The sequence below is a fragment of the Deltaproteobacteria bacterium genome (assembly GCA_013151915.1).
In the GTDB taxonomy this organism is placed as follows: domain Bacteria; phylum BMS3Abin14; class BMS3Abin14; order BMS3Abin14; family BMS3Abin14; genus BMS3ABIN14.
Map to the genome: position 1 here is coordinate 1 of JAADHJ010000028.1, position 17,297 is coordinate 17,297.

Sequence of the window (17,297 nt, forward strand, 5' to 3'; positions counted from 1 at the left end):
TTTGCCTTAACTCTGTGTACCCTGCTTAACCCCGTGTACTCTGTGTTAAATTGTCTTCTTATCCGATCTGGTATTCATTCAGGTACGCATTAGCCGGATGACCCAGATTTAAATCTATCAGCGGAAATCAGCCTGTCCTGAGCAAGCACAGCGCGTCGAAGGGCGTGCATCAGCGGCCAATGAGCTTTTAAGTTCTTTGATTCATGGTGAATCTTTCCACCTTAAAACTGCCGCCGAACTGTCCAACCAATGGGGTCCGCCTCTCACCTCTAATGCTCCACCAAAGGGAACCGGATGAACCAAATTTAAAATTTTCCACCAAAAAAAAGGCACGCCGGGCTATTAAAACCATAATGTTTCACCAGCCCTTTATAGAATCCATATAGAGAAGAAAAAAGAAGAAAAGGAAAGGAGAGCAACAAGACTATTAATATTCCTCGGGACCCAAAACCAAATATTGTTAAAATACCCACACCTGCTAGTAGCCCCAGTGTGATAGACGAAGTGCCCCAAAAAATGTACCTTTTAATTGAATAAGGCTGTATTTCCTTCATTTTTATCTCCTCATTTTGCCACATAGATTGACTATATATTTTCAATGGTGTGAAAAGACATTAATGTCAGGAGCAAGATCAAACCACTCAGGTAAGTTGAATTTTTCTCTTAATTGATCAGAATATATATCCATTCCACCAACAAACATTCCGGCACCCACAACTGAAGTTGCCGCTCCTCCCGCGGCAACCAACACACCAGCTGGACCGGTTGTTGGGATAGTGCTGAAACCCACCGCAATAGTTACAACCCCACACGCTGTAGTAATAGCGCCACTGAAGACCATTCCCCCAGCAACCGCATATGGTTCAATACGCATTTCAAGCTTTGCAAAAAATTCTAGAAAGTTATTAAGGTCGGTAAGACCAAATGGATCAGCCGCCTTCGGTGTATTTGGTGTGAGCACAGATGGAAGAAATTTCACCGGAACATCAAGCCTGAATGGGCTTACTTCATTTACCGGATTGAGTTGGGCAGCATCCCCCCCTCCCTCACCATAACCGTCGTCATCCTGCCCATCATCGGAGACATCCCCGAAATTTTCCGTGTCCCAATCGTTATCCTGGTCATCATACATCCCTGTTGGATCAGTTAATTTCAGGGGGTTGTTCCGGGCATACCGGAAGCGGTTCAGGCTCTGCGGATCCCTGATGTTCCCCCATACCGGATCTTCTGAGATAAACCTGCCAATGTCCGGATCATACCATCCCGCATTGAAGTAGTAGAGGTTCGCTTCGGCATCAAACCCCTTTCCCGCGAACTGGTAATCGTTTGCCAATGCCCCGGACTGGGCAGCCTCGGAACCGAAGGGACGATACCGCTTGGTCCACACCACCTTGCCCCCGGCGTCGGAGACGGCCCACACCGAGTTGAGGTAGTCACTGTGATAATAATACCACTCATACCGGTAACCCCACCAGCGACCGGGAGTGCCCTTTACCCGGGCTATCTGCCTGCCAAGGGCATAGACGTAGTAGTCCACCGTCCCGTTGGTGCGTTCCTCGTACTGAACTCAATCCAAGGATTTAAGGTTTCCTCTGTGAAACCCTCCTTTAAAACCCTGCCTGTCCTGAGCTTGCCTGCAGTGAGCCTGTCGAACTGTCGAAGGGCAGTGCAGCCTTCAAGCCGGCTGCGCTGTGGTGAAATAACCAGGGTCTGGGGTCTGGCTATTTTATCACGTTGAACATTGATGACTTCGCAAAAAGTCATCAATGCGCCCACTGATGGGCGCCCAAATCAATGACTTGCATCGCAAGTTGTTGATTTGTAAGGAAAATGAAAATGACACTTTTCGCTTTCCGTAGAGCAAAAAGCCATAAATGGACTTTTTGCGACCCTATTAACATTAGACGTTGGATGTTGGTCCAGGATACCCTCTTAATACTCCTACCTGTGTGGGGTTCCCGACAGGCTTCTAGGACCGGAAGATATTAAAAAGGATAGTCAGGATCAGGCTGATCAGCAGGCTCGTGACCAGTGGGAAGTAGATTACGGTATTTTTCTTCCGGATAATGATATCCCCGGGGAGATGGCCGATCCACGGGATCCGTGGCGCTACCATAAGGAAGACTCCGAGCAGTACCAGGGCGATGCCCAGGATAACGAGGAATTTTCCCATCATGCCCAACGGTGTCATCCCCCTAACGCCTCCAACATTTCCGCTATTTCGGCGGCCATGCGATCAGCATGGGTGCCGGGCCAGTAGCATTTCCCGCAGCGCGGGCATCCCATGAAACGTTCAGCCGTCATCCAGACATACCGGGGAACCATGTTCCCGGCCTCTTCCCGGTCCATCTCATACAACATTGCGTTGCAGTCAAGGCATCGGGTCAATGGCTTTACAGACAATTCAAACCTCCTCAAAAGGGGGAGCACGGAGGCGAATTCCCCTCGGGCATCCGCGCCCGAGACGAGCCAGGAGTTCTCGCCGAGCCTTTCGGCCAATCGGGCGTCCCGGGTGAGGACGATCCTGCCTTCGGAACGGGAACGGTATCGTATCAGCGTGTCGTCTTCATCGGCGGCAAATTCCGCATCCATGCCAAGCATTCTCATCTTTTTCGCCAGGCTGCCGAGCATGCCGTCCAGCAAAAACGCGGGGGATTGGGCCTCAGGATTCTTTGTCCTCACCCTCCCCGTCCGCCTCCGGCGCGGTCTCATCCTCGACCTCCTCCTTGTGCATCAGGATGATGCTCCTGACCTCGATGCCGGCATCCTGAAGGGCCTTTCTGACCTGTGGCATTTTTGCATCTGTTACCTTGACTAGAAAATTATTGTTGGTTGCCAATCCAGACACCTCCCTTTTTACGCTTAATTGATGACTTCGCAACTCAAGTCCTTGATGAACGACACAGCCGTCTCTGGACACGAGATTGCTTCGCATGTGGTCAGCTCGCAATGACTTCGCAAAAAGTCATCAATGGACTTTTTACGACCCTGTCAATTAGTACTCTCCTGGGCCTCGCTCAACTTCTCATAAGGCGGGAGCAGGACGATCTCAATCCTCCGGTTCGCCGCCTTGCCTTCAGCTGTTTCATTGGATGCGACCGGCTGGTACTCACCGTAACCGGCGGCGGACAGTTTCTCCGGATCGATCCCTATCTTATCCTGGAGAAAGTGGACAACAGCCAACGCCCTGCTGGAGGACAGTTCCCAATTGCTGGGGAATTTTTCCTTCAGGCGGCCCCCAATGGGAACGTTGTCGGTATGTCCCTCGATCTGGATCCTCTTTCCCTTGATCCTGTTCAGCTGGGTCCCCACCTTGGACAGGACGGCGATCCCCGACTGTTTGAGATCGGCCTTGCCCGAGTCAAAAAGGATCTTCTCAACCATGTTGACGGAGAGCCTGTCCTTCATCCTCTTGATCTGGATTTCGCCGGCCTCGATCTCGGTCTTAAGCCCGCTCACCAACTCATCGTAGGCGGCTTTGAGTTTCTGGAGTTCCTCCTCTTTTTGAACCTTCAGAGCGTCGTTTTCACTCTTAACCCTTTCCAGGTCCGTTCTCAGGATCCGGAATTCCGCATCCTTCGCTACGATTTTTTCCCGCAGGTCGGCGTTTGTCCCCTGAAGCCTCTTGTTGATATTCATGGTCTCCTGGATGATCTGGGACTGAGAGATTTCCTTGCTCTTGAGAAGATCTCCCAACCTGTCGTTCTGGGATCTCAACTCCTCATTGACCGCCTCCGATTTATCCAGCTCGCCCCGAAGGCCATCCCTCTCACCGGTTACGGTCTGAAGGTTCTTTTCGCACTCGTCCCCCCTGTTTGTCTGCTGCTGCAGACTCTCCTGGGTGGAAGAAAGCTCCTTTTTCAGGGCTAGATTCTCATCGGTCTTCCGGCTGAGATCGGTCGCGCACTTTTCCGCCTCGCCGGATTTTAACAGGTAATCTTTCTTACTGACCATGCACCCCGAAACAGCAAAGAGGGAAAGGCAAATAATCCCCACCAGACTTTTTCTCAACATAGGCACCTCCTCGTTGTGAAAAACTATCCCAGAGGGTCAGGGGCTGTCAAGGAAGTAACTCAAATACCGTCTCACGCCCGTTCGTTTCACTCACTCAAGACGCCAAGGCCGCAAAGAAGTTCTAATGCTAATTTACCACAGCGTGACCGCTTGCAGGTCACACCACAGGGTTAATTCAAATCGACCTGAAGATCCATACAGGCTGGGCATAAAAATGCCGTAACGCAGAGCTACGCAGAGAGCGCCTCTTCCAGGCGCTGCCGCGGAGGGCCGCAAAGAAAATCTGTTCAATCTGTGAAACCCTCCTTAAAAACCCTGCCTGTCCTGAGCTAGTCGAAGGGTGGAGCAGCCTTGGAGCGGCTGTACTGTGTTAAGGCTTTTGATCTTCCTTGCGTGCTCTGCGTAAGGCAGGACTATTTTCACATCACTGTGAACGGCGCAGGTACGAATGTCAGGATGAATATGACGATGGCGGCGTATCCGAACCAGGTCCGTCTCTCATCCAGTTGGATGTGGGGAAGGAGGACCGGTGGATGCCGGACGCCGAGGAAGATGAGAAGAAGCGCCCAGATGAACCATCCGTCCCAGAATAGAACGCCCATCAGGAGCAGGCTCAGGTGAACGATCCTGGCAATACTGTCCGAATGGTTCGGAAAGAGGGCCTTGGATATGTGTCCACCGTCCAACTGCCCGACAGGAAGGAGGTTAAGGGAGGTAACGAACATCCCGATCCATCCGGCAAATGCCACTGGATGGAGCACCACCGTCATGTTTGCCGGCAGGTTCCCCTTCACCAGAAAACTCACCATAAGGACCATGAGGCTGTTCCCAAGGACCAACCCTCCAGCGCCCTGGCCGGTGGCCACCACCGGCGACAGCGCGAACCCGACGATCAGGGCTGGAAGGGCCAGGATAAAACCGACGATAGGCCCGGATGCACCGATGTCAAGCAACGTCCGCCTGTCCCAGATGGCGCCTTTCATTCTGATAACCGCGCCGAAAGTCCCGATGAAGGATGGAGCAGGGATGAAGTATGGAAGGGTCGCGGGGACATGGTTGCGGTATGAGGCTATGTAATGCCCCATCTCATGGCCAAGAAGAATTGCCATGATGGTAAGGGAAAAAGGAAGGCCTTTTGCGAGCCCGGAAGGGTTCGCGAGGGGATTGATCCCCTCCTGCAGGGCGCCTGCGGCGGTGGTGGTCATAAAGGTCGCCGCGAAGAGAACGTAATGAATCCAACGCCGCTCGTGGCGGGGGTTCACATCCCTCATTTCACCACAGCTCCAGGGTCCTTCCAAGATCCCTCAGAAATCCCCTGCCGTCCGGGACATTGCAGGAAGCGTCTTTCCTGGCCAGATGAGGCTCGGCCAGGTAGGTTCTCATGCCGGCTGAGGCCGCGGCCAGATCGTGTGCCATATCGTTGCCCACCATGAGGCACTGTTCGGGGTTTACATCCAGAACGTCCGCCAGCGCCGTAAAGAACTCGGTCTGTGGTTTGCAGGCCTTCGTATTCTCCAATGCGGCGATGAAGGTGAAAGGTTCAGGGGATAGGTTTCCCCAGCGCATCCTTTCGAGCACCGCGGCCCGCGGAAAGATCGGGTTGGTGGCCAGGGCCAGGACCAGGCCGCTTTCGTAGGCCGCTTCAACGAGCTCAGGGGCGTCATCGATATACGACCCATATTCGGAAAACACGGGGAAGACGTCCCTGTAATACGCGTCGAAGCCTTCCTGCGCTGCTTCAGGAGCAAGACCCGTCAGTTCGGAAAATACGCGGTAAAACCCTTCCTGGTTGGTTTCACCATCGGCACGTGGAAAAGAGATAAGCTCGTCTACGCTGCCCAGGAAACCTCTGTTGAAGGAATCCGGTTCCAGAAGGGACAGGAAATGGTCGCCCATGGATTTCATCATTGTGTCCAGGAAGAAAGAGACCTTGATGTCAAGCAGGGTTCCATCGAGGTCAAGCAGAAGACCCTTGATGCCTTTCACAGTTCAAGTGACCTTGATAGGGTCGTAAAAAGTCCATCCATGGCTTTTTACTCCACGGAAAGCGAAAAATGTCATTTTCACTTTCCTCACAAATCTTCGATTTGAGCGCCCAGCGCCCCTAAATGGGCGCATCGATGACTTTTTACAAAGTCATCAGCTTTGATAGGGTCGTAAAAAGTCCATCCATGGCTTTTTACTCCACGAAAAGCGAAAGAAGAAATTTATGGGGTGAGCTTTCGAAAAGCGAGACAGGCGTTGGTCCCGCCGAACCCAAAGGAGTTGCTGATAGCCACATCCACCCGCGCATCCCTGGCCTTGTTGGGAACATAATCCAGGTCACACTCCGGGTCAGGTTCCTCGTAGTTGATGGTGGGTGGAATCCTGTCTTCCATGACTGTTTTGACCGCCACCACCGCTTCTACTCCGCCGGCCGCTCCCAGGAGGTGGCCGGTCATGGATTTGGTGGAACTGACCGGTATCCCATAGGCCGCATCGCCGAAAACCGACTTGATGGCCTGGGTCTCGTAGAGATCGTTTAATGCGGTGCTGGTACCGTGGGCATTGATGTAGCTGACATCCTCCGGAGCTATACCGGCATCGTGAAGGACATTTTGCATGCATTGCGCCGCGCCCGCTCCCCCTTCGGGAGGGGCCGTGATATGATAGGCGTCCCCGGACATTCCAAAGCCCGCCACCTCCGCAAAAACAGCGGCCCCCCTGGCCAGAGCAAACTCCAACTCCTCCAGGATAAGGATGCCCGATCCCTCGCCTACAACGAAGCCGTCCCGGCCTTTATCGAAGGGTCGGCTTGCTCTCTCCGGTTCCTCGTTCCGGGTGGAAAGTGCCCGCATGGAGTTGAACCCGGCGAAGGTCAGGGGGGTGATAACGGATTCCGCCCCCCCTGCGATGGCCGCGTCGGCATCCCCGTACTGGATCATCCGAAAGGCTTCGCCAATGTTGTGGGTCCCGGTCGCACAGGCCGTCACCACACAGCTATTGGGACCCTTGGCTCCGGTTCTGATGGAGATTTGCCCGGCCGCCAGGTTGGCGATCGTCATGGGAATGAAGAAAGGTGAGACCCTCCTCGGTCCCTTTTCCTTCAGGATCGTGGCGTATTTCTCGATATAGGGAAGCCCACCCAAACCGGCGCCGACCACCACCGCGACCCGGCCGGCGTTGGACTCGTCAATGATCAGGCCGGAATGTTCAATCGCCTCGAGAGCAGCGAAGATGGCATAGGGGATAAACATGTCCATCTTCTTGAGGTCCTTGCCGTTTATCCGTTTCTCCGGCTCGAACCCCTTGACCTCGGCAGCGATCCTGGTTGCAAGATCCTTGGGATCGAACCGGGTGACAGGACCCACTCCGGACCGGCCGGCAAGCATATCAGCCCAACTCCCGGGCACATCAAGCCCCAAAGGCGTTACGGCTCCCAAACCGGTTACAACAACTCTTCTTTTCACGAGCAACCTTTCTCTTAGGACGCTTTCCCCTGTATGTAGGTGATGGCATCCTGGACGGTCTGGATTTTCTCGGCCTCCTCGTCAGGGATCTCCAGATCGAAAGCTTCCTCAAAAGCCATGACCAACTCAACCACGTCGAGGGAATCCGCACCCAGATCGTTGACAAAGTTGGCAGACACGTCGATGCTGCCTGCATCCTGATTGAGCTGCTCCGCTATAATTTCCTTGACCTTGCCTGTTACGTCCATTCGAACCTCCTTCATTATGTCAGTTAGGTTAAGTTAACATCAAAATAATAACAGGACCATAACCGATTGCGGTATTTCACGGCATTAATACAAAAAAAACCGTCGCGATAATTCCCTACATGTACATTCCACCGTTGACGTGAAGCACCTGCCCGGTAACGTAGGATGCCTGATCGGAGAGGAGAAACCGTACACAGGCGGCCACATCTTCAGGCATGCCCAGACGCTGCGATGGAATGCGCGCAACTAGTTCCTGACGGGCCTTCTCGGGCAGTTCATCCGTCATGGCGGTCTGGATGAACCCCGGGGCAACGGCATTGACCGTAATATTCCGGGCAGCTACCTCCCGGGCGAGGGACCTGGTAAACCCCATAACTCCAGCCTTGGACGCGGCGTAGTTGGTCTGACCGGCGTTTCCCATGGCCCCGACGACGGAGGAGATGTTCACTATCCTTCCGAACTTCCGCTTCATCATGAGGCGGACGACCATCCTGGAACACAGATAGGTACCCGTGAGGTTTACGTCCAGAACGGATCTCCACGCCGAATCATCCATGCGCATGAGAAGTCCGTCTCTCGTGATACCGGCGTTGTTCACAAGGTAATCCACCTTCCCAAAGCTGTCGGTGGATGATTTGACCATCTTTTCGACACTATCGGAATCGGATACATCCACCTCAACCGGCAGGGACCGCACCCCTTTACCCTCGACATCCGAAACCGTGCCCTTCGCGGCATCGAGGTTGATATCGGCGACGACAACATCAACTCCGGTGGAGGCGAGATCGAGAGCGATAGCCCGACCGATCCCCTGTCCTGCCCCGGTAACGATGGCGGTACGGTTACCAGACATCATGATACCTCCTCGACAAGGGCTACGGCGGCATCCAACTCCTCCGGAATCCCGAAAGACTGAATACGAAGGCTTCCGTCGATTCTCTTCGCAAGCCCGCAGAGCACTTTCCCGGGACCCAGTTCCAGCACAACGCCGGCGCCCTCCGCGACAACATACCGCATGGAGTCCTCCCACAGCACAGGGGACGTGATCTGTCTGATTAGGGAAGGCGCTATTTGCGCGGCCGAATTCAGCGGTCGTGCCTCCGCGTTGTTTATCAGAACGGGATTTGGGCTGTCAATGGTAATGTCTTCCAGGACCTGGGCCATCCGGACCGCCGCCGGTTCCATGAGGCGGCAATGGAAGGGGGCGCTGACCGGCAACTCTACTGCTCTTCTGCCTCCCCGCTCCTTGAACAGCGCCATCGCAGCCTGAACCTTTTCCCGGTGTCCCGCGATGACGATCTGGCCGGGGGAATTAAAGTTGGCCGATGAAACCAACCCATTATCGTCGGTCATCTCGGCACATATGGCATCTATCTCCTCACGGCCCATCCCCAGAAGCGCCGCCATGGAACCAACTCCTTCCCTGACAGCTTCCTGCATGGCTTTCCCCCTCTCCCGGACTGCCCTGAGGGTATCGGCCAGGGAAAAACTTCCAGCCGCCACCAGGGCAGAATACTCTCCAAGGCTGTGCCCCGCAACCCATGATGGGGAAAGGCGAACCTGTGATTCCAGGGCACGGACCGCCGCGATACTCACGGTCAGGATGGCAGGCTGTGTGTTTTCGGTCAGTTTCAGTTTTTCTTCCGGTCCCTCGAAGCAAAGTCGGCTCAGCGGGTACCGCAGGACATCGTCCGCTTCCTCGAAAACCTCTCTTGCCTTTGATGACCACTGGGAAATGGCCTTTCCCATACCCACAAACTGTGATCCCTGGCCCGGAAACACAAGTGCGAGCTTCACGCTTCGCCTCTTAGTGCCTTGACCGCCCGGATGATCTCAGGAATGATCTCGAACAGGTCACCCACAAGGCCGTAGGTCGCCACGTCGAAGATCGGGGCATCGGGATCCTTGTTGATGGCGATGATGATATCCGACGACTGCATCCCTGCAAGGTGCTGTACGGCCCCGGATATCCCGCAGGCGAAATAGATCGTCGGCTGAACGGTCTTACCGGTCTGGCCTACCTGGTGTGAATAGGATATCCATTCGGCATCCACCGCGGCACGGGACGCGCCGACGGCGCCGCCAAGGACGAGAGCAAGCTCCTCTATGATACCGAACGCTTCACTCCCCCCTACTCCCCGTCCGCCCGAAACGATGATATCAGCTTCGGCCAGGTTCACGGTGTCCATGACCTCATGGACCACCTCGATCACCTCAGCGCCCCGGTGGGTCTTTCCCCCGTCCATTCCCCTGATGACATGCAGTTCTCCCCGGCGATGGGGATCCCTGGTGGCGGGAGAGAGTACCTTATGCCTCACGGTGGCCATTTGCGGCCTGTGGTCTGGACAGATGATCGTCGCCATGATATTGCCGCCAAAGGCGGGTCTGGTCTGAAGGAGATCTCCGGTCTGGGGGTCAATGGCAAGAGCGGTGCAATCAGCGGTCAGACCGGTTTTCACCCTGGAGGCGACGGTGGGTATGAAGGAACGCCCCATGAAGGTAGCGCCGGCAAGGACGATGGAAGGCTTTCTCTCCAGTATCAGGTCGGAAAGGACGGAGGCGTACGGGCCATCGTTGGACGTGGCAAGGAGGGGATCGTCCACATATATGACCTCGTCCGCACCGTAATGGATCAGATCCCCGGCCGCATCTTCCATGCCGTGCCCCAGGACTACCGCCGAAAGGCTCTGCCCCGTATCATCGGCAAGCTTCCTTCCGGCGCCCAGAAGCTCCATGACCACGGACGACATTTTCCCCTGCCGGTGCTCGGCGAATACCCACACACCGCTGTAGGCATCCTTTTCAACCTCGGGGGCGGCCTTTCCGCTCTCCTCCTTGAAGATCGCCTCGACAGGGCATTCCTCGATACAAGCCAGGCAGATGGTGCACTTTTCGTTAATCCATGCCTTGCCGTCCACCATATCGATGGCGGCGTAAGGACACGAATCAATACATATCTCACAACCGTTACACTTATCTTTGTTGACAATGATTGCCATTTATTCTTCCTTCGACCATTTATTACTCGTGAACTACAGGTTTAAAAACCAAGCCTTATCGCAGAGGGCCGCCCTTCGACAAGCTCAGGGCAGGCGGGGGGTGCCACTCTCAGGCGCTGCCGCAAAGGGACGCGAAATGAAACACCCAAACAGATATTAACAAAGATCCCGGATTTTCCTCTGCGGTTCTCCGCGGTATGCGCGGCCTGCCGGTGAGCTGCCTTCGCGAACTCTGCGTTAAAAAATTAGATGATTTTCTGTTCCCGAAGCCTCGCAGCCAGCCTGGTCGCCAGGTCTTCAGGTTCACCTTCCCACTTCTCCCCTGCACGTTTGAGGTCGGGGGAAAAGATCTTGACTACCCGGGTGGGTGAACCGTCCAGTCCCAGAAAAGCGTCATCAACCTCAAGATCGGGCCTCGCCAGGGTGACGATCCCGCATTTCCGCGCCCTCATCTTTCCCTTGAGTGAAGGAAGCCTCGGTTCATTAATCTCCTTGACCACGGTGATCAGGGCTGGAAGCCTCATGCGCACTACCTCATACCCCTCCTCGAACATACGTTCCACCACTATCTCGTCGTTTTCCAGGGACCTGATCTTCCTTACGAAGGCCACAAACGGTATGTCGAGCTGATCGGCCAGGGATGGACCCACCTGGGCGGTGTCCCCATCTATGGCCTGCTTCCCGCAGATGATCAGGTCCGGCTGACCTGTCTTACGGACGGCCGCGGCCAGGGTATAGGCCGTAACCCATGTATCCGAACCGGCGAAAGCCCTGTCGCTGACCAGATAGGCCTCGTCGGCGCCCAGGGAAACAGCCTCGCGGAGAGCGGAGTCAGCCTGCGGGGGACCCATGGTCATGATCTTCACCGTCCCTCCGTGGGCCTCCTTTAAACGAACCGCCTCCTCGATGGCGTAAAGATCAAAGGGGTTGATAATGCTCTCTACACCCTCCCTGACGAGGGTGTTGGTCTCAGGATTGATCCTGACCTTCGTTGTGTCGGGAACCTGTTTGATGCAGACTATTATTTCCATTCAAACCCCTGATTTATTGCCGAAAAGAAGATGGACTCGCAAAAAATCCATCAAGCAGGATGTGCGCGGAGGGGAAGCCGTCAGTTCGTTTTCTGCGCATATTCCTTGATCAACGCGGCCCCGATGACGTTGCGCTGGATCTGGTTGGTGCCCTCGTAGATCTGCAGGATCTTCGCGTCCCTCATCATCTTCTCAACGGGATATTCCTTCATGTAGCCGTATCCGCCCAGAACCTGCACGGCGTCGGTGGTAACCTGCATGGCGACATCGGCACCGAACACCTTTGTCATGGCGGAGACTTTGGAAATATCCTTGGCACCGCTCCCTATATACCGTGCCACCGCGTAGGTCAAGGCCCTTGCCGCCTCGGTCTTGGTGGCCATATCTGCCAGCATGTGCTGAACCGCCTGAAATGAGATGATCGGCCTGTCGAACTGATACCTTTCCCTGGCATAGTTAACCGCAACATCCAGGGCGCCCTGGGCAACACCCACCCCCTGGGCGGCGATGCCCGGCCTGGACATGTCAAGGGTCTTCATGGCCACCATGAAGCCCATCCCTACCCTGGAAACCAGGTTCTCGGCGGGAATCCGGCAGTTCTCAAAGATAAGTTCCCTTGTGGCCGATGCCCTGATCCCCATCTTGTTTTCCTTCTTGCCGAAGGAAAACCCTTCCATGCCCTTTTCCACGATCAAGGCGGATGCTCCACGGGCGCCCCTTTTCCTGTCCGTGATGGCGATTATCGTGTAGGTATCGGCCTCCCCGCCGTTGGTGATCCACTGTTTGGTCCCGTTGAGAATATACGAATCGCCATCCCGAACCGCGGTGGTCTGTATCCCTCCGGCATCGCTTCCGGCATTGGCTTCCGTCAGTCCGAAGGCCGCGAGTTTCTCGCCCGAAGCAATGTCGGGGAGATACTTCTGTTTCTGCTCCTCGCTGCCGAACAGCAGGATTGGAAAGGACCCCAGTCCGGAAGCTGCATAACTCACCGCCACCCCGAGGCACGCTCTGCTGAGTTCCTCCACCGCCAGAGATGTCTCAAAAACGCCGCACCCCAACCCTCCATACTCCTCCGGAATCCCAATCCCGAAGAGGTCGGACTGGGCGCAGACCTTCATGATATCCCAGGGAAATTCCCCCGTCTCATCCAGTTCCGCGCGAACCGGCACTATCTTCTCCTGGGCAATCTGCCGCGCGATATCCTGGATAGCCAGCTGATCCTCCGACAAGAAATAGTCCATCTCTTCCTCCATCCAAAGGCCCTTCAGCTAAAGGGCAGCAGTAAAGTTATCAGTACTACCAGCTCACCAGAGCGGCTCCCCAGGTCAGCCCCCCCCCGAAAGCCTCGAGCAGCACCATATCACCTGGGTTGATCCTGCCACTACGCACTGCCTCATCCAACGCCAGGGGAACCGAAGCAGCCGAAGTGTTTCCATGCCGGTCCACGGTGACGATCACCCTTTCCATGGGGAGCTTCAGTTTTCTCGCCGTGGCTTTGATGATCCTGAGATTGGCCTGATGAGGCACGAGGAAATTGATATCCTCCTCCTTCAGACCGTTAACTTCAAGCACCTCATCAACCAGTTCGCTGAGTTTCTCCACGGCGATCCGGAAGACCACATTTCCTCTCATCTTTACGGTATTCAGCCTTTTGGCTATGGCCTCCTCGTTAACCGGCATCCTGGATCCGCCCGCGGGCGCAATGAGCAGATCGGACATGGATCCGTCGTTGTAAAGATGGGTAGAGACGATTCCCCTATCCCCATCCTCTGACGGCACAAGCACCACGGCCCCTGCCCCATCCCCGAAGAGGACGCAGGTATTCCTGTCCTCATAATCGATGAAGCGGGAGAGCACCTCGGAAGCGATGACGAGAATCTTTCCGTATTTTCCTGTTTTAATGAACTGATCGCCCACCGTCAGCGCATAAATGAACCCGGTGCAGGCCGCCTCAAGGTCGAAAGCCGCCGCCTTCGTAGCCTTGAGGTTCCGCTGGACCAGGCCGGCCGTGGATGGAAACATGTAATCCGGCGTGAGCGTAGCGACAATGATAAGGTCCAGATCTCCGGCCTCGATCCCGGCCGCTTTCAGGGCGCTTTTTGCAGCCTCGGTGGCCAGGTCTGAGCTGGCCTGGTCGGGAGCCGCAATCCTTCGTTCCCTGATTCCCGTCCGTGACGTGATCCATTCGTCGCTGGTATCCACCATCCCCACCAGATCGGCATTGGTCAGTATTCGCTCAGGGAGGTAGGACCCCGTTCCCGCTATGAAAGATCTCATTGCGAACACCTTTGCCGGAGGTTGTTGCCCTGCAGACGGCGTGTCTAAAGTTGACAGGGTCGTAAAAAGTCCTTCAATGACTTTTTGCGAGGTCATCAATGCTGGTCAGGACGGTCTACTTCTTTGGCCGCATCCTGTCGGTCTTTTCCTTAACTTCTTTCAGGTTAATATCTATCTTTTTGTCTTTAAGCCTTTCGATAACCTGATGGACTTTGACACCCATGGTCTGTCTAAGATCGGTGAGGTCCACACTTGATTCGACCTCCTCCTTCACCTGGCGATCGATCCTCGTTCGAGCGAACTTGTCAGCCATTCGGATGGCATTCTTTATTGCTGTGGGACTCGATCGCCCGTGGGAAATAACACCTATACCGTTTATACCCATGAGAAGCGCCCCACCAATCTCGGAATAATGGAAGCGACGTCTGAACCTTTTCAGGGCCGGACGCATGAAAATGTACCCGAAACGCCCCAGGACAGAGGATTTGATCTCATCTTTAAGCGCCATGGCAAGGATCTTGGCGACCCCCTCTCCTGTCTTCAGGGCCACGTTTCCGACAAAACCATCGCACACGATCACATCCGCCACATCCCCTGAAAAGATGTCCCCTCCCTCGATATTTCCGATAAAGTTAAGGGAGCTTTTCTTCAGCATATGGTATGCGCCTCGAACAGTCTCATTTCCCTTGCCGGCTTCCTGGCCTATGCTGAGCAGCCCGACCCTCGGCGCGGATAGGTTCAGGACCGACCTGGCAAGGGCATTGCCCATGAAAGCGAACTGGACAAGGTTGTGGGGTTTGCTGTCCACGTTGGCCCCGGAATCCACCATTATCACCCTGTTGTTGCGGGTTGGGAGTATGGATCCGATGCATGGCCTGTCTACATTCGGCAGCAGCCCAATGGTATACAGCCCTGAGAGCATGGCCGCTCCTGAGTTTCCGGCGGACAGGGCAACGCTGGCCTCTCCCGTCTTGACCAGGTCAAAGGTTCGCTGAATGGAAGAGTCCCGTTTTTTCGCCAGGCCCTTCCGCGGAGCCTCATCCATCCCAACGACCTCGGATGCATGCTTGACCATAACACGTCCATCAGGAAGGTTCATGCGATCCAGCTGAGGCTCAATAATTTCCCTATCGCCGACAAGGATAATCCGGCAATCAAACTCGCGCACCGCCAACGCGGCGCCCTCTATGACGGCCTGGGGAGCATTGTCCCCGCCCATGGCATCGACAGCGATCTTCACGGTAGTTCTCTCAGCCCAAGGTTGCCCTTAAACCTCTTCCACCTCAAAAACTTTGCGCCCTCGATAGAACCCGCAATGGGGACAAACCCTGTGGGGCATCTTTGGTTCGCCGCATCTGTCGCATTTGCTGCTCATGGGCGGCTTCAGGGAATCATGGGACCTTCGCTCCCGGGTCTTCGCCCTGGCGGTCTTTTGTTTCGGTACAGGCATGATATTCTCCTTAAAAATCTTCGATTTGGGCGCCCCAAATGGGTGCGTTGATGACTTTATGTGAAGTCATCAATTTTTATTCTGTTTCAGTGCCCGAAGGGCTTTCCACCTCGGGTCGATTCTCTCCTCCCGGCAGGAGCATTTCCCCTCGGTCCTGTTCAGTCCGCAAAGGGGACATAGCCCCCCGCATTCCTCCGAGCAGAGGGGCTTCATGGGCAGGGCAAGGCTCAACTGCTCAGCGAGAAGATGGGCTAGATCGAGGGCGTCGCCCTGGAAAAACTCCACATCAAGATCGTCGGCGCCCAATTCCAGTTCCTCTCCCTCAGGGACAAGGGACAAGGATCGCAGGTTGAGAGAAAATTTCTCCCGGACCTCGTGGAGGTACCTTTTTAAACAACGTGAACAATCCTGGAAAACGTACCCGTGAACCACACCCCTGACCAGGATCTGTGGTCCAAGCCGGTCAATCCTGAAGGAGCCGACAACCGGACCATTAACATTGAAAGGCGTGACCTCTGACGAGTCCGGAGCCAACTCCACATCAACGTTAAGCCCCTCAGGGGGGATCCCATCCAGTTTCAGAATCACAAAACACCCCCTGTCAGGTGACAACCTCGTAAAAAGTCTCTTCCAGGTTCCACCCCCAGGATGCACGCTCCGCGCACATCCTACTTGATGGACTTTATTGCAGGTCCATCAAGTAGAACTGGAATAAATACAGGATGAAACCACCTTTGTCAATCCATCTCAGGCGTTCGAAAAGACCTTAAAGATCCGTATAACTTTTTGAAATAACTGGTCTTTTGTCTCTTTCTCCCAATTCGTCCTCTCGCCTGCCCCTGTCTCGCGTCCTGCGCCTTCACACCCTCACCCCTGACGCGTTCATATGGATATTGCTTCTAATAGCAATATCCGGTAAGTTCAATGCCAACTTGTGGCAAGGGGAGAGATGGACTTGACCCAAGGGAGGTTATTAAAGTGAAAAAGACTCTTACTGTACTTGTTCTTGCCCTGGCCACTTTCGGGTTTCAGGTGAGCACGGCCCAGGCAGGCTTCGAGATTCAGGGCGCGATGACAATCCCCCTCAAGGCGACGCCGGCCGACATTGCCGTATCCCAGGATGGCAAGTGGACTTTTGTCCTCACCACCGACGGGAAGATCCAGATATTGAACCGGGGGGGTAAGTTGGCACAGACCATCGAGAGTGAGGGTAACTACGACCGTGTGGAGTTCGCGCCTGGAAACAGGCTGATTCTGAGCAGCAGCAAAGGGAAAGTCATCAAGGTCGTTTTTCTCGATATTATCCACACCTTCGACACTACCGGTTCTCCCTTCAAGGGTTCTGAAAACGCCCCGGTGGCAATCACGGTTTTCAACGATTTTCAGTGCCCGTACTGCGCGAGGCTTGCGCCTCTACTCGATCAGGTGCTCGACAAGTATCCAACTCAGGTCAAGGTGGTGTTCAAAAACTTCCCACTTCAGAACCACAAATATTCCATAAAAGCAGCGACCGCGGCCCTCGCCGCCGGCAAACAGGGTCGCTTCTGGGAATTTCATGATCTTCTATTCAAGAACTACAACAGGCTCGATGATGGAAAGATCACAGGTTTTGCCCGTAATTTAAACCTGGACATGAAGCGATTTGAAAAAGACCGGGCAAGCATGGAGATTACGGGGATTATCAAAAGGGACATCCGGGAGGGCCGAGATGCCGGTGTCCGTGGAACCCCCACCATCTTCATCAACGGCAAGCTGCTACAGGTTCGTTCCATGGACAGTTTCTCCAGGGCCATCGACCTGGAAGTGAAGAAAAACTCCCACTGACAGAA

The 17,297-nt window shown here is 54.8% G+C and carries 18 protein-coding genes; 1 reads left to right on the forward strand and 17 read right to left on the reverse strand.

Features of this window, described 5'->3' with window-relative positions; all coding sequences use genetic code 11:
* Nucleotides 1–595 precede the first annotated feature (595 nt).
* The 17 genes from GXP52_05700 to GXP52_05780 form a co-directional block, all read right to left on the reverse strand.
* Nucleotides 596–1,537, reverse strand: a complete 942-nt coding sequence (locus tag GXP52_05700) for a hypothetical protein (protein ID NOY86775.1) — start codon at nucleotides 1,535–1,537, stop codon at nucleotides 596–598.
* 432 nt (nucleotides 1,538–1,969) lie between these two features.
* Nucleotides 1,970–2,191 carry a DUF2905 domain-containing protein gene (locus tag GXP52_05705; protein NOY86776.1) on the reverse strand — a complete coding sequence of 74 codons (222 nt, stop codon included), beginning with the start codon at nucleotides 2,189–2,191 and terminating at the stop codon, nucleotides 1,970–1,972.
* Nucleotides 2,188–2,712 carry a hypothetical protein gene (locus GXP52_05710; GenBank protein NOY86777.1) on the reverse strand — a complete coding sequence of 175 codons (525 nt, stop codon included), beginning with the start codon at nucleotides 2,710–2,712 and terminating at the stop codon, nucleotides 2,188–2,190. The genes GXP52_05705 and GXP52_05710 overlap by 4 nt, the downstream gene beginning before the upstream one ends.
* A 279-nt stretch (nucleotides 2,713–2,991) precedes the next feature.
* Nucleotides 2,992–4,014, reverse strand: coding sequence for an OmpA family protein (locus GXP52_05715; protein NOY86778.1), 1,023 nt, complete (start codon nucleotides 4,012–4,014; stop codon nucleotides 2,992–2,994).
* A gap of 419 nt (nucleotides 4,015–4,433) precedes the next feature.
* Nucleotides 4,434–5,285, reverse strand: a complete 852-nt coding sequence (locus GXP52_05720; GenBank protein NOY86779.1) for a site-2 protease family protein — start codon at nucleotides 5,283–5,285, stop codon at nucleotides 4,434–4,436.
* A gap of 1 nt (nucleotide 5,286) precedes the next feature.
* Nucleotides 5,287–6,000 (reverse strand): HAD family hydrolase, encoded by a 714-nt coding sequence (locus GXP52_05725; protein NOY86780.1) that lies wholly within the window; start codon nucleotides 5,998–6,000, stop codon nucleotides 5,287–5,289.
* A gap of 221 nt (nucleotides 6,001–6,221) precedes the next feature.
* Nucleotides 6,222–7,463: a beta-ketoacyl-ACP synthase II gene (gene fabF, locus GXP52_05730; protein ID NOY86781.1), complete on the reverse strand. Its 1,242-nt coding sequence runs from the start codon at nucleotides 7,461–7,463 to the stop codon at nucleotides 6,222–6,224.
* 14 nt (nucleotides 7,464–7,477) lie between these two features.
* Nucleotides 7,478–7,711 carry an acyl carrier protein gene (gene acpP / locus GXP52_05735; GenBank protein NOY86782.1) on the reverse strand — a complete coding sequence of 78 codons (234 nt, stop codon included), beginning with the start codon at nucleotides 7,709–7,711 and terminating at the stop codon, nucleotides 7,478–7,480.
* A 115-nt stretch (nucleotides 7,712–7,826) separates the two neighbouring features.
* Nucleotides 7,827–8,564 carry a 3-oxoacyl-[acyl-carrier-protein] reductase gene (gene fabG / locus GXP52_05740; protein ID NOY86783.1) on the reverse strand — a complete coding sequence of 246 codons (738 nt, stop codon included), beginning with the start codon at nucleotides 8,562–8,564 and terminating at the stop codon, nucleotides 7,827–7,829.
* A complete protein-coding gene (fabD, locus tag GXP52_05745) occupies nucleotides 8,564–9,508 on the reverse strand; it encodes an ACP S-malonyltransferase (protein NOY86784.1) in 945 nt (314 codons plus the stop codon). Before fabD ends, fabG begins: the two co-directional genes overlap by 1 nt.
* Nucleotides 9,505–10,710: an electron transfer flavoprotein subunit alpha gene (locus GXP52_05750; protein NOY86785.1), complete on the reverse strand. Its 1,206-nt coding sequence runs from the start codon at nucleotides 10,708–10,710 to the stop codon at nucleotides 9,505–9,507. Before GXP52_05750 ends, fabD begins: the two co-directional genes overlap by 4 nt.
* A gap of 245 nt (nucleotides 10,711–10,955) precedes the next feature.
* Nucleotides 10,956–11,741, reverse strand: coding sequence for an electron transfer flavoprotein subunit beta/FixA family protein (locus tag GXP52_05755; protein ID NOY86786.1), 786 nt, complete (start codon nucleotides 11,739–11,741; stop codon nucleotides 10,956–10,958).
* 80 nt (nucleotides 11,742–11,821) lie between these two features.
* Complete coding sequence (locus GXP52_05760) at nucleotides 11,822–12,982, reverse strand: acyl-CoA dehydrogenase (GenBank protein NOY86787.1); 1,161 nt, start codon at nucleotides 12,980–12,982, stop codon at nucleotides 11,822–11,824.
* A gap of 55 nt (nucleotides 12,983–13,037) precedes the next feature.
* Nucleotides 13,038–14,018 (reverse strand): ketoacyl-ACP synthase III, encoded by a 981-nt coding sequence (locus GXP52_05765; protein ID NOY86788.1) that lies wholly within the window; start codon nucleotides 14,016–14,018, stop codon nucleotides 13,038–13,040.
* Between the two features lie 115 nt (nucleotides 14,019–14,133).
* Entirely contained in the window at nucleotides 14,134–15,237 is a 1,104-nt protein-coding gene (plsX, locus tag GXP52_05770) for a phosphate acyltransferase PlsX (GenBank protein ID NOY86789.1), read from the reverse strand.
* Nucleotides 15,238–15,285: 48 nt separating this feature from the next.
* Complete coding sequence (rpmF, locus tag GXP52_05775) at nucleotides 15,286–15,468, reverse strand: 50S ribosomal protein L32 (protein NOY86790.1); 183 nt, start codon at nucleotides 15,466–15,468, stop codon at nucleotides 15,286–15,288.
* A 69-nt stretch (nucleotides 15,469–15,537) separates the two neighbouring features.
* Complete coding sequence (locus GXP52_05780) at nucleotides 15,538–16,056, reverse strand: DUF177 domain-containing protein (GenBank protein NOY86791.1); 519 nt, start codon at nucleotides 16,054–16,056, stop codon at nucleotides 15,538–15,540.
* Between the two features lie 390 nt (nucleotides 16,057–16,446).
* Between GXP52_05780 and GXP52_05785 the strand changes: the two genes are divergently transcribed.
* Entirely contained in the window at nucleotides 16,447–17,292 is an 846-nt protein-coding gene (locus tag GXP52_05785) for a thioredoxin domain-containing protein (GenBank protein NOY86792.1), read from the forward strand.
* Nucleotides 17,293–17,297 lie beyond the last annotated feature (5 nt).

Coding starts and splice junctions, on each gene's coding strand:
- GXP52_05710 (NOY86777.1), bottom strand. CDS start 2,712: ATGAGACCGCGCCGGAGGCGGACGGGGAGGGTGAGGACAAAGAATCCT.
- GXP52_05705 (NOY86776.1), bottom strand. CDS start 2,191: ATGACACCGTTGGGCATGATGGGAAAATTCCTCGTTATCCTGGGCATC.
- plsX (NOY86789.1), bottom strand. CDS start 15,237: ATGGGCGGGGACAATGCTCCCCAGGCCGTCATAGAGGGCGCCGCGTTG.
- fabG (NOY86783.1), bottom strand. CDS start 8,564: ATGTCTGGTAACCGTACCGCCATCGTTACCGGGGCAGGACAGGGGATC.
- GXP52_05750 (NOY86785.1), bottom strand. CDS start 10,710: ATGGCAATCATTGTCAACAAAGATAAGTGTAACGGTTGTGAGATATGT.
- GXP52_05760 (NOY86787.1), bottom strand. CDS start 12,982: ATGGACTATTTCTTGTCGGAGGATCAGCTGGCTATCCAGGATATCGCG.
- acpP (NOY86782.1), bottom strand. CDS start 7,711: ATGGACGTAACAGGCAAGGTCAAGGAAATTATAGCGGAGCAGCTCAAT.
- GXP52_05755 (NOY86786.1), bottom strand. CDS start 11,741: ATGGAAATAATAGTCTGCATCAAACAGGTTCCCGACACAACGAAGGTC.
- GXP52_05715 (NOY86778.1), bottom strand. CDS start 4,014: ATGTTGAGAAAAAGTCTGGTGGGGATTATTTGCCTTTCCCTCTTTGCT.
- GXP52_05765 (NOY86788.1), bottom strand. CDS start 14,018: ATGAGATCTTTCATAGCGGGAACGGGGTCCTACCTCCCTGAGCGAATA.
- rpmF (NOY86790.1), bottom strand. CDS start 15,468: ATGCCTGTACCGAAACAAAAGACCGCCAGGGCGAAGACCCGGGAGCGA.
- GXP52_05720 (NOY86779.1), bottom strand. CDS start 5,285: ATGAGGGATGTGAACCCCCGCCACGAGCGGCGTTGGATTCATTACGTT.